This window comes from Luteitalea sp. (assembly GCF_022842525.1).
Lineage (GTDB): Bacteria > Acidobacteriota > Vicinamibacteria > Vicinamibacterales > Vicinamibacteraceae > Luteitalea.
Genome location: NZ_JALHPM010000037.1, coordinates 32,093 through 43,634, shown reverse-complemented (window position 1 = coordinate 43,634; position 11,542 = coordinate 32,093). Strand labels below are relative to the sequence as shown.

Genomic DNA, 11,542 nt, shown 5'->3' with positions numbered 1-11,542 from the left:
GCGCCGGGTCCCGCCGGACCCACGGTGGCTGTGAGCTGCGCGGCGGCGTCGGCGGCCAGGCGCGCGGCCTCGTCGGTCTGCCCCAGTCCCGCGCGTGCCGCCGTCGCCTCGACGAGGGCCAGGCCCAGCTGCGACGAGTGCGTCTGGTCACCCAGGCGTTCACGGGCCATCGCCACGCTGCGGCCGGCGTAGGTCAGCGCTTCGTCGAACCGGCCGGCCGCGTTGAGCGCCCGCGCGAGGAACGTCTGCGCGGGCAGCAGCGACGCCTTCGTCGGCGTGGCGGTGTCGAGCGTGGCGACGGAGGCACGCGCGCGCTCGACGGCCGTCGCCACGTCGCCTCGCGCCAGCGCCACGCGCGCGGCCGAGGCTTCCATGAGCCCGCGGGCAAAGGCGGACGGATCGGCGGTCAGCGTGCGCATTCCCTCGGCGAGCAGCGCGTCCGCGCGGGCCACGTCGCCCACGTCCGCGCGGTCGAGGATGGCCGAAGCCAGCGTCGTCACGAGGCGCCGTGCCGAGCCGGCCGCGCGGGCCTTGTCGAGCGCTTCGGCGAACGCCGCCGCGGCGGCCGCGTGATCGCCCGTTGACGAGAGGGCGACGCCGTACGTCGTCAGCATCGTCAGCGACGCGCCTCGTTCGCCGTCCAGTCGCCGCGCGGTCTCCACGGCCCGCCGACCGGCCGCCACCGCTTCGACCGATCGCCCGGCGTCCTGCAACTGGGCGCTGAGGTTGTTGAGCAGCGCCGGGAAGTCCATCGAGTCGGTCAGTCCCTGGCGCTCGAGCAGCACCAAGGCTCGGGCCGTCGTGTCGGCGGCCGCGGTGTATTGCCGCCGGGCCGAGTACGCGCTGCTCAACGCGACGAGCGCTTCGAGTTCACGGTCCGGGGACGCGGCGAGTGACGCCTCGAGCGCCACCGCGCGGCCCGCGGCATCGACGGCCAGTGCCGGGTCGGCGCCGCCCTGCCGGGCCGCGATGCTCTGCGCCAGCAGGCACGCTGCCCTCGCCTCGTCGAGGGCCCGGTCGCTCGCGAGCCCGTCCAGCGTGCCGCCGATGAGCGCCAGCGCTTCGTCGTGCCCACCCTGTTCGAGCAGAGTCGTGGCCCACGCGCACGCGGCCCTGGCCTGCAGCGCGACGTCGCCGCTTGCCGCCGCCTCGTCGCGCGCGCGCTGCAGCACGCGCCGCCAGTCGGCGAACTGCTGATTCTCCTGGTAACGATCGGCCAGCATCAGGAGCAGGTGCGCACGCACCGTGGATCCCCGGGGGAAGCGGCGCTCGACGAGCCGCTCACCCTGCGCCAGCAGGTCGGCATTGGACACCGGGCGACCGTCGGCCGGGCGCGCCTGCGCCAGCAGGAACGCGCTGACGTCGTTGGTCGCCTGCGCCCGCCGCATCTGCTCGAGCGCCCGGTCACGCTCGACGGCCGACGCCGCGGCCTGCCGCATGGCCACGGCCGTCCCGGTCACGAGCGCGGCCACCACCACGACGCCCGCCGCGACTTCGATTCTCCGGCGGACGGCGAACCGTCGGAGCCGGTACCACCGGGAATCGGGGCGCGCCAGCACAGGCTCGTGCGCGAGATGACGACGCACGTCGTCGGCAAAGGCGGTGATGCTCGCGTACCGGTATGCCGGCGCCTTCTTGAGCGCCCGGGCCAGGATGGTGTCGAGGTCGCCTCGACACGCCCGCACGAGCCGACTGCGGGTCGTGGCGCGCCGCTCGCAGGCCTCGAAGGGCGCGCGCGCAGCGGCATCGCTGAGGAGCAACGGGTCGCGATCGACGACCGACCGCAGGGCCGCGGGCACTTCGGCGGCCGCGTCCGGATCGAGCGTCGGGTGCCGGCCCGTGATCAGGCCGAACAGCACCACGGCCAGGGTGTAGACGTCGGTGGCGGCGGTCACGGCCTCGCCGGCGGCCTGTTCGGGGGCCGCATAGGCCGGCGTGAACGCGCGTCCCGTGACGGTGGCGCTCACGCTCCCATGTTCGGACAGCAGCGTGGCCACGCCGAAGTCGAGCAGTTTGACGTGCCCGCCTGTGTCCACGAGGATGTTGGATGGCTTCAGGTCGCGGTGCACGATGAAGTTGGCGTGCGCGTGCGCCACGGCGTCGGCCACCTCGAGGAAGAGCCGCAGGCGCGCCGCGAGGTCGAGCCGGCGCTGGTCCGCGAAGCGATCGATGGGATCGCCGTCCACGTACTCGAGCACCAGGTACGGCTGCCCGGCCGCGGTCACGCCCGCGTCGAGCAGACGGGCGATGTGCGGGTGCGACAGCCGGGCCAGCAGCGTCCCTTCCCGCCGGAACCGCGATTGGCCGCCTCGCTCGATCAGCGAGAGGTTCAGCAGCTTGACGGCCACGTGCGCGTCGTAGCGGCCGTCGGTCCGCCGCGCCAGCCACACCGTGCCCATGCCGCCCATGCCGAGCGGACGCTCGAGGGTGTAGGGGCCGACGGCCTGACCGGCCAGCGACGCGCTGGCGTCGGTGCCGACCGCTGGCTCGTCGAGGAAGCTGCCCGCCAGCAACCGCTCGTGCTGCGCCAGCAGGTGCGCGAGGACGTCGGCCAGCCCGGGCGAGTCGGCACGGACCGATGCGACCAGCGCGTCGCGCGCGGCGCCCTCGAGGTCGAGGGCGCGGTCGAGCAGCGGGCTCAGGCGAGGCCAGAGGGCGCGGTCCCAGGACATGGCGCTACACCATAGATCACCAGCGCGCCTGATTGGTGCCATCCGTGCTACCATCCCGCCGCTCTCGTGGGTCGCATGGCGCAGGATTCGACACCGTCGCTGGCCGCCCTCGTCGCCAGCGCTGAGGCCGGCGACGCGGCGGCGAAGGATGCCCTGTTCGCGGCGCTGTACGCCGAACTGCACCGGTTGGCCGAGGGGCATGTCTACCGCGCCGGCGGCAACATCACGCTCGGCGCGACCACGTTGCTGCACGAGGCGTACCTCCGCATCGCCGACCGCGACTCGCTGGCCTTTCCCGATCGCAACCGCTTCCTCGCCTACGCCTCGCGCGCGATGCGCGGGCTGGTGCTGAACTACCTGCGGGGCAGGCGCGCCGAGAAACGAGGCGGCGAGCTGACGTTCACGACGCTTGACGAACAGCGAGCGATTGCCGCCGAGCCGCTGGCCAACGCCGACGCGCTCGAGGCCGCGCTGGCCGCGCTGGCCACGACCGACCCGGCGCTCGCCGAACTGGTCGACCTGCGGTTCTTCTGCGGGTTCACGTTCGACGAAATCGCCGCCATCCGCGGACTGTCGGTTCGCACCGTGCACCGCGAGTGGGCCAAGGCACGGCTGCTGCTGCACGAGGCGCTAGCCGACTAGCCGCGGCGCGCCCGCCCGCCTCGCCTCTGCCGTTCCCAGCTCCGGGTCGGTGGGCACTTCCTCACCGGCTGTCATCTCTCGCCGTCCCACGGTGATCTCCAGACAGGCGCCTCTCACGCGCCGCCGGGCCGTCGCCTTCGCGCGACCAGTCAACCAGGAGACCTGTGTATGGACACGACCCTCGACCTTCGCATGGACCGTCGCCATCTGCTCGCGTCTGCCGGCACCGCGCTCGCCGCGACCGTGACGGCGACCGACGCCCAGGCCGCCCACCCGCGTGCAGACACCCTCTACGCGCACGGCGCCGTGTGGAACCGCGACCTGCCCGGCCTGGCTGGCCGGTTGAAGCTCTCGTTCGACTTTCGGGTGAACCTCGAGAGCGGCACGGGCGGCGGCAGCGCGAGCGACCCGGTGCATCCGGAAGGGAACCTGCACTTCGACATCACCCGGACCGAGCGCGAGCGCGTGCCGCAGGGCGAGCGATTCCGGCTGTGGGGCGTCGTGACCGATGCCGCCATGCCGGAGATCGTCGGGTTGCCGGTGCAGATTGCCGCCGAGACGCGTGGGCAGGCCACAGCCGTCGTGATTCGCATCGGTGACCAGGTGTTCATGGGAGCAGGCCTGGTCGTGATCGCGATCATCGCGATTCTCATCGGGCTGCTGGTGCCGGCACTCCAGTAGGTCGGGAACGGGTAAGAAGGACTGAACGCTCACTCGAGCCCCCGGGACGCTGCGGCAGCGATCCGGGCGCACCAGGTGTGCCGCAACGAAGGGAACCGAACGATGTGCACTCCACTCGCTCCAGCAAGGATCTTCATCACCGGCCTGTCGCTGATCGCCGCCGGCGTCCTGGCCGCCCCCGGCGCGCGTGCGCAATCCGGCCCGCCAGCGGGCCTCTCCGTGCGCGTTGTCAATGCCCCCACCGCGCCAGTCCCCGTGGTGCTGGGCGCACCGGTGGTCATCGACGGCAGCGCGCCGGTACCGGTGTCGCTGGGCACACCGGTCACCATCGACACCAGTGTTCCCTTGCCGGTGTCGGTGGTCGGCGACAGCGCACCGCAACCAATCCAGATCGTGCTCTTCCAGCCCACATCGAACCTGCCCGACAACAACCGCTTCCGCGTCCCCACGGGGAAGCGACTCGTGATCGAGTACGCGTCCTGCAGCGCCGGCGACGCCGACGACGTGCTGCTCGGGCTCGCGGTGAGGACGCGGGTGAACGGCGCGGAGACGCCGCACTCGTGCCCCTTCGACGTCCGGGTCAACGTCGGGCGCCCCGGGCCGGGCATGGCGTACCGTGGTGCGCGGCTCATGCGCGTGTACGCCGACCCAGGCACAGACGTGGTGGTCGGGTTCGACGGCATCCCGGCCGCCTCGTTCCCGTTCTTCAGTGCCGTGCTCTCGGGTCACCTGGTCGACGTGCCGTAGCAGCAGGGGCACGAGGGCGAAGGGAAGGCCCGGAGTTCGCCTCGCGGTTCAAGGCCAGGCTCGGCTCCTGAATGCCGCGATGCCGCGATGCCGCGATGCCGAATGCCGGCGATGCAAGCGCGGCAGGTCTTCGGCATTTCCGGCATTCCCAGCATCGCGGCATTCACGAGGTAGTCGCATGGTGCTTCGCCCACGCGACCACCGCGTGTTCCGCCCAGTAGCCGTCGTGGGCCGGGTCGGGCTCGCTGACGAACGCGCAATGGCCGCCGTCCTCGGTGATCAGCACGCGCACATGCGGGTTGGCCTCCACTTCGGGCCGCGTGAACTGCTCGGGCGGCACGAACGGGTCGTTGGCGGCCGTGAGGATCAGCGCCGGGATGCGGATGCGATCGACGACCCGGAGGCTCGACGCCTCGTGGTAGTACCGCGTGGCCGTCCCGAAGCCGCTCATCGGCGCCGTGTACGCATCGTCGAAACCGCGGACCGTCCACAGGCCCTTCAGCTTCGCCAGGTCGTACACATCAGGGAAGAGGGCCGCCTTCCGGCGCATCCTGGCGCGCAGGTTGCGCATGAAGTTCCACTGATAGAAGACGTTGGTCCGACGCTCGAGCGCATCCACGCACAGCGCGAGGTCCATCGTCGGCGAGACGGCGCAGACGGCCTTGAGCTGTGGCGGGGCGTCGGTGCCCAGGTCACCCGCGAGCTTGAGCGTGAGGTTGCCGCCGAGCGAGTAGCCGGCGATGACGACCGCCGGTACGTGCTCGTCGTCGATGAGGTGCCGCAGGAGGAACAGCGGGTCGTGCGTCAGGCCGGAGTGGTAGAGGCCGCGCGACAGATGCTCGGTGCCGCCGCAATTGCGCTGGTTCAGGCGCACCACACTGAAGCCGGCGGCGAAGGCCTTGTCGGCGATGCCTCGCATGTAGTGCGCCAGGCTCGACCCTTCGAGCCCGTGCAGCAGCAGCAGCACGGGCGCGGCCTCGCGACGGGGTTGCCAGTTGCAATGCGCCAGCACGCGGGCATCCGTGTCCGTGTCGAAGTAGCAGGCCTCGGGTGCGGGCAGCGACGGCAGTGCGCGCTGCCGCGCCCATGCGAATACTGTCATGCGATGGCCGCCGGACCACCTGCGCGACGGGACGTAGTCGGGAATCGGGAGAGGCGCGTGCACGTGAGGGAATCGGGAATCGGGAATCGGCATGCGCGTCCGTTCGGGAGGGCCGGCTCGCCGAGCCGGCCGCCTGCGCTCATTGCAATCGATAGACGCGGAAGCGGCCATCGCGGTGCAATTCCGGCAACGGCAGATCACGATCGATGAGCAGCAGGTCGAGGTCGAACTGCTGCGCCAGGACGCGGGCGCGCGGCGCATCGAGGCTCGAGAAGTCGCCGATCGCCTCGAGGCGAGCCTGCACCCGCGTGGCCACGTCACGATCGTACAGGGAGACGGCCGCGTCCTTCACGCCTTCCACGAGGACGTCGCGCTGCGCGGTCAACCGCACGCTGTGACCGAATTTCCAGTCGTGGTCCGGATCGGCGAGCACGTGGGCATCGATGGGCCGGTGTATGGCGATCCAGCGGCCAACCCTCACCCAGTCCGTCTCCTTCAAGGTCGCCTGGACGAATGCTCTCTCTGGGTGCTCCACACCGAGGCCGTACAGCCCGCGCGCCGCTGACGCCACCAGCAGCACCACGGTGAGCGCGACGGGCCGCCAGGCCCGCGCGCGAGAGCCCGCAGGCGTTGCCGCGGCCGCCGACACGGCTTCGGCCAGCGCCCAGGTCATGCTCAGGACAGCGAAGAGGTCGACCACCCAGAAGATCCGCGACGTCTGCAGCTGCACCGCCAGCGCGACGTGCGCCGCGATGAAGGGGAGCGACAACAGGAAGGTGGCCGTCAGCACGACCACGCCTGCGGCCATGCCCGCCTCCCAGGGCGCGGCGCGTCCCTCCCGCACCCGCCAGCGCCACACGGCGACGACCACCACCGGCAGGATCAGGTTCGCGAACCAGGCCCCGAGTGGCCACGCGTTGGGGAAGACATAGTCCTTCGACGCGAAGGGCAGGATCCACGCGGCGTCCATGACGCGCAGGCGGCCGCCCATCGACGTGAACAGCAGGGCGGCGCCCGCCAGGGCCGCCGCTGCCATCGTGGCCGCGGTGAGGTGGCGGCGCCACTGCGGGCGCACCACGAACGTGGCGGCGACCAGCCAGACCGCCCACCACACCCCCGTGGTCGGATGCAGCACCGTGGCCAGAGCCACGAGCCCCCAGGCCGTGCCGACCCGGTCGCGGGCCATCGCCGCCGCGCCCAGGGCGCCACAGGCGAAGGCCAGGCCGCGCGGATGGTAATAGCCTTCGAACGTGTTCGCTCCGGTCTCGGTGATGCGATGACGAAGCGTGACGGCGAGGCACGCCGCCGCGGCGGTCCAGCGTGACGCGGCGAGTCGCCGGGCCAACAGCCACACGGCCGTGAACAGCAGGGCGAGGCTGGCGAGGTGGCCAGCGAGGAACAGAGCCTCGATCGACAGACCGGTGTGCGCGACGATCCAGGCGGTCAGTTCGTCGCTCACCATCAGCCGGCCCTGGGCCTGCAACAGCGTGGCGTCGCGTGGGTACAAGGCGTGATCGCCGGCGTAGAGGATGGACGGCAGGTAGAACGCCTGGTCGGAGACGCCGAAGCGGTACCCTGCCGCGTTCGCGATGGCGAGGGCCACCAGCAGTGCGCCACCGACGGTGCTCGCCGCGAGACGCGTCGCCAGGCGCCACGTCATGCGCCGACCTCCGCCTCGGGGGGCAGCATCCGACGGTCCGCCGAATCACCGTACAGCGCGGGCACCGGGATGCCGCAGAGGCGCAGGTACACGGTCAACTGGCCGCGGTGGTGTACGAGGTGGCGCACCACGTAGCGCGAGACGGCTTCGGCGCGGGGCATGGTGGCGATGGGCGCGCCATCGCGCAGGAGCGTCCATGGCTCGGCCAGCGCCCTGTCGTCGAGGGTGTCGAGCACGGCATGCGCGCGCACCACGGCGTCGTCGTAGGCCTCGAGGATCTCGGCGGCGGTGGCCGGCATCCGCGGGCCTGGGCCGCCGGCGCCCATGTCGTAGCCGTCGCCACGCGTGAAGGCCGGCATCCAGGACGGGATGGTGGCGACGTGCATGGCGAGTCGGCCGAGCGGGAACGACACCTCGTGCGGCTTCCAGCCGAGCGGCGCCTGCTGCGCGGCCACGAGGACCTCACGGGAGCAGGCCAACTCAGCGTCGAGTTGCTGGCGGAGCAGCGACTGGATCATGACGTAGCCCCCCAAGTATGCCGCCGACGACCGGTCCCGGAGGCATCCGGCCGAGTTCCAGCCATGTGCCGAGCAGACGTCGATCCCGACTCGCGGGATCCAGCTCGGCGGGTACGAATCCTTCAGACGTCGTGACGCGCAACTGGGCCGTGCGGGTCGGCTGCCCCGGTGTCGGCGCCGGCGCATCGATGATCGTCCGCGCCACTTCGCCGGGCGCGAGGGCCCACCGTAAGGTCGTGCCTCCCCATTCGGCGGTCACGGTGACGGGCACGGCCCCCGCCCGCAGATCGAACGTCCGCCAGGCGTCATCGGGAAACACGAGCGTGAGCATGACCGTCGTCCTGCCGCGCAGCCACAGTCCCGTGGGCTCCGGCCAGGCGTCCTCGCCATGGATGAGGACCGCCAGCCCCGCATAGACCTGGCTGCCGAGCACGGCTGGCGTCCGCGGTCGTGCGCTGGCGTCGACGATGGTCTGCGGGGTGAGGCGCAGGCGGGGGGACGCGTCGGTGATCGGCGCGGAGGCCTTGAAGCCGACGAATCCGATGTCCACCGGCAGCGAGAACGTGCGTCCCCACGATCCTGGCGGTTCCACCGAGACCGACCACGTCTGCAACGCCGGGCTGGTCCGCCCGGCATGGACGGCCAGCGCCCCATCCACTGGACCCTGGGGGGCGTCGCCGGCCGTCGACGGCGGAAAGATGAGATCCACGCCGTAGGTGCCGGCCGGCAGTGACAGGCGGCGGCCGAAGAGCTGGGTCGCACGGTCCTCACGCCGATCACCCGCGGCATGGACCACCAGCGGGAACAGCTCGGGGACCGTCGACAGATCGAGACGCGTCAGCGGATCGTAACGGATGGCCAGCGGCCGTCGCGCGGCATCGAACTCGTCGAGCAGGCGCACGCGCGGGCGCTCGTCGAGCGAGGGCGCGGCCGTGCTCGGCGCGACGGCCCTGGTCGCCACGCCCGACAGCAGCGCCGCCGCGGCGACCACCAGCGACCACGCGACGAGATGCTGCGTGCTGGCGCGGTGGGCGAGGCGAGCACTCCGGCCCAGCGCCGCGCCGATCAGCAGCGCCACGCCGGCCCACAGCAGCACGCCGATCCAGGCCTGCGACGGGGACTGTCGCAGGAACGTCGGCAGCAGCGTCCAGACCGGCGTCGAGGGCGCGAGGTACTCGAGCACCTGCGAGGCCCCGTCACGCCCCGCCACGAGCAGCAGGCCACCCTGCGCGGATGCGAGCAGCACGGTGAGCGCCGTCCCCACGCACAGCAGGACGTGCTGCGCGGCCCGGCGCAGCGGCTGCGTGGCGCAGGCGGCCCACTGCGCGGCCACCGGGATCACGAGCAGCGGCAAGGCCGAGACCAGGGGCCGCCCGACGATCGCGCTGCCGCCCCACCAGATGTGAAAGGCCCCGACCACCCCGAGCAGCCCGGCGAACACCGCCACGAGTTCGAACGCCAGGCGTCGTCGCCCGCCGCCCTGCCGCCACAGCACCCACAGGCCCGGGATCACCATCAGCAGCGCCGGTGCGAAGGCGACGATGCCGTACTCCTGATCGAAGAGCAGGCCCGGGCCGCCGGCCGGGAGGTACTCGAGGCGCGTCTCGCGCTGCGATCCGTACGGCGCCGTGGGCGACCACGTCCCCCAGATCACCTTGAAGAACAGGAACCACAGCGCGAGGCTCACGACGTTGGGCAGCGAGACGAAGAGCGTGCGGGCGGTGGCGCGGCGCCGTGCCGCGGGCTCGCCGGGCCAGGGCAGCCACGCACGCAGCAGCGAGAGGAGGCCGAGCACCGCGGCCATCACGAGGTACTTCGTGCTGAACCAGGGCAGGCACCCGATGGCCGTGCCGGCGGCCCACCAGCGCCATGCCGGCAGCTCCAGCGAGGCGCGGTGCGCGCCACGCTCGGCATGCCAGCCGGACGTCCACGCGAAGGCGAGCGCCACGGCGCACGCGGCCGGGACCTCGGGATAGACGGCGAAGGTGTTGAAGATCCACGGGGGACCGAGCGCCAGCGCCGCCCAGCCGACGGTGGCCGCCGCAGGCGAGCCCGTGACCGCCCACGCGAGCCGCCACGCCGACGTCATGGCGATCGCCGCCAGGAGCAGCAGCGCGTAGACCACCAGGTCGTAGCCGCCGAGGGCGTACACCGGCGTCATCAGCACCGGCATCCCGATCGGATGGATCGAGTAGATCTGGCGATCGACGCCGCGCGTCAGGTAGTGCGGCGCGAGTGTCCGGTGGAAGTACTCCTCGTAGTCACCCCGCGTGTGGTTGTTCTCGATGCGCAGATCGCCATCCCGCCAGAGGCTCTGCGAGATGACGAGATAGTGCGGCTCGTCGCCGCCCGGGAACAGCGGCGTGCGCGTGAACTGACTCGCCAGGATCGCCGACGAGATCAGGCTGCCGAGCAGCACCCCGGACGTCCAGCGCCGTCGCCGCGCCAGGGCTTCGCCCGGCGTCGCGGTGGTGCGGGTCTCCCCATCGGCGCGAGACTCGACGACCAGGGCCCACACCGCCAGCGCGAGCAGCACGCCCCAGGTGAGCCGGCTGCCGGGGCCCGCGAGCACCATCAGCGCCGGGCACGCGTCGGCCACCCACGGCAGGTAGGGCAACACCAGGACCGCGCCACCGGCGAGCACACGCAGCGGGGCCAGGGCCGTCTCGTCGGCGCTCGCCGCACGTTCGGTCCGCCGACGGAGGGCGACCTCGATGAGCCGATGGAGAGCGACGAAGAGGAGTGCGCCCGCGACCACGCCGAGCAGCAGCATGGCGAGCGACGGGAGCATCGCCACACGCACGGCCCCGTCCGGGGCCTGCATGCGGTCGACCGAGCCGAGGGAGGCCCAGAGGCCCAGGCCGGCTGCCGCGCCACACGCGGCGGCCGTCAGGGAACGTCGACTCATTTGGCCGAGAAGTCGACCTTGGGCACCTCGCGCGCGGATGCGGGCGCCTCGAAGTACTTCCACTCGTCGAAGCCGAAGATCTTCGCGGTGACGTTGGAGGGGAAGCGCCGACGCAGCGCGTTGTAGGCGGTCACCTTCTCGTTGTAGCGGCCCCGCGCCACCGTGATGCGGTTCTCGGTGCCCGACAGCTCGTCCATCAGCCGCATGAAGTTCTCGTTGGACTTGAGCTGCGGGTAGTTCTCGACCACCACCAGGAGGCGGGCGAGCGCGGAGCTCTGCTCGTTGGCGGCTTCGATCGTCTCGCCCGGCGACCGCGCACCGGCCAGCTTCTCGCGCGAGGCGGCGATGCGATCGAGGATCTCCTTCTCCTGTGCCGCGAAGCCCTTCACGGTGCTCACGAGGTTGGGGATCAGGTCGTTGCGTCGCTGGAGCTGGTTCTCCACCTCGGACCAGGAGCCCTTGATGGCTTCCTGTTGACTGGTGAAGGAGTTGTAGGAGCAGCCCGTCAGCGAGAAGAGGGCCAGGACCAGCAGCCCCTGCTGCCAGAAAGTGCGTCGGTTCATCGTCGTCCTCGAATCCACAAGGCCCAGTGCCTCAACGGCACCAGAGTAC

The 11,542-nt window shown here is 71.8% G+C and carries 9 protein-coding genes; 3 read left to right on the top strand and 6 right to left on the bottom strand.

Translation table 11 applies throughout. The features are described from left to right. A partial coding sequence (locus Q0C41_RS10160; protein WP_291983433.1) for a serine/threonine-protein kinase occupies positions 1-2,672 on the bottom strand: 2,672 nt, incomplete at its 3' end. 75 nt (positions 2,673-2,747) lie between these two features. Here Q0C41_RS10160 and Q0C41_RS10155 point away from each other — a divergent pair. The 3 genes from Q0C41_RS10155 (at position 2,748) to Q0C41_RS10145 (ending at position 4,742) form a co-directional block, all read left to right on the top strand. Further along, a complete protein-coding gene (locus Q0C41_RS10155; RefSeq protein WP_291983432.1) occupies positions 2,748-3,314 on the top strand; it encodes an ECF-type sigma factor in 567 nt (188 codons plus the stop codon). 168 nt (positions 3,315-3,482) lie between these two features. Next, positions 3,483-3,995 (top strand): hypothetical protein, encoded by a 513-nt coding sequence (locus Q0C41_RS10150; protein ID WP_291983431.1) that lies wholly within the window; start codon positions 3,483-3,485, stop codon positions 3,993-3,995. 102 nt (positions 3,996-4,097) lie between these two features. Beyond that, the gene (locus Q0C41_RS10145) at positions 4,098-4,742 is read left to right on the top strand and encodes a hypothetical protein (RefSeq protein ID WP_291983430.1); all 645 of its coding nucleotides are present in this window, start codon (positions 4,098-4,100) and stop codon (positions 4,740-4,742) included. Positions 4,743-4,905: 163 nt separating this feature from the next. Here the strand turns inward: Q0C41_RS10145 and Q0C41_RS10140 are convergent, their stop codons facing one another. From Q0C41_RS10140 to Q0C41_RS10120, 5 genes are all read right to left on the bottom strand, one after another. Further along, positions 4,906-5,844, bottom strand: a complete 939-nt coding sequence (locus Q0C41_RS10140; protein WP_291983429.1) for an alpha/beta fold hydrolase — start codon at positions 5,842-5,844, stop codon at positions 4,906-4,908. Between the two features lie 139 nt (positions 5,845-5,983). Further along, on the bottom strand, positions 5,984-7,504 hold the full coding sequence (locus Q0C41_RS10135; RefSeq protein WP_291983428.1) for a hypothetical protein: 1,521 nt from the start codon (positions 7,502-7,504) through the stop codon (positions 5,984-5,986). Beyond that, complete coding sequence (locus tag Q0C41_RS10130) at positions 7,501-8,022, bottom strand: DinB family protein (RefSeq protein ID WP_291983427.1); 522 nt, start codon at positions 8,020-8,022, stop codon at positions 7,501-7,503. Before Q0C41_RS10130 ends, Q0C41_RS10135 begins: the two co-directional genes overlap by 4 nt. Next, a complete protein-coding gene (locus Q0C41_RS10125; protein WP_291983426.1) occupies positions 7,985-10,930 on the bottom strand; it encodes a hypothetical protein in 2,946 nt (981 codons plus the stop codon). The genes Q0C41_RS10130 and Q0C41_RS10125 overlap by 38 nt, the downstream gene beginning before the upstream one ends. After that, positions 10,927-11,493, bottom strand: coding sequence for a LemA family protein (locus Q0C41_RS10120; RefSeq protein ID WP_291983425.1), 567 nt, complete (start codon positions 11,491-11,493; stop codon positions 10,927-10,929). Before Q0C41_RS10120 ends, Q0C41_RS10125 begins: the two co-directional genes overlap by 4 nt. Positions 11,494-11,542 lie beyond the last annotated feature (49 nt).

What these genes read in the sequence shown, in the direction of transcription:
- Q0C41_RS10145 (WP_291983430.1), top strand. Translation starts at nt 4,098, where the DNA reads ATGTGCACTCCACTCGCTCCAGCAAGGATCTTCATCACCGGCCTGTCG.
- Q0C41_RS10150 (WP_291983431.1), top strand. Translation starts at nt 3,483, where the DNA reads ATGGACACGACCCTCGACCTTCGCATGGACCGTCGCCATCTGCTCGCG.
- Q0C41_RS10135 (WP_291983428.1), bottom strand. Translation starts at nt 7,504, where the DNA reads ATGACGTGGCGCCTGGCGACGCGTCTCGCGGCGAGCACCGTCGGTGGC.
- Q0C41_RS10120 (WP_291983425.1), bottom strand. Translation starts at nt 11,493, where the DNA reads ATGAACCGACGCACTTTCTGGCAGCAGGGGCTGCTGGTCCTGGCCCTC.
- Q0C41_RS10140 (WP_291983429.1), bottom strand. Translation starts at nt 5,844, where the DNA reads ATGACAGTATTCGCATGGGCGCGGCAGCGCGCACTGCCGTCGCTGCCC.
- Q0C41_RS10125 (WP_291983426.1), bottom strand. Translation starts at nt 10,930, where the DNA reads ATGAGTCGACGTTCCCTGACGGCCGCCGCGTGTGGCGCGGCAGCCGGC.
- Q0C41_RS10130 (WP_291983427.1), bottom strand. Translation starts at nt 8,022, where the DNA reads ATGATCCAGTCGCTGCTCCGCCAGCAACTCGACGCTGAGTTGGCCTGC.
- Q0C41_RS10155 (WP_291983432.1), top strand. Translation starts at nt 2,748, where the DNA reads ATGGCGCAGGATTCGACACCGTCGCTGGCCGCCCTCGTCGCCAGCGCT.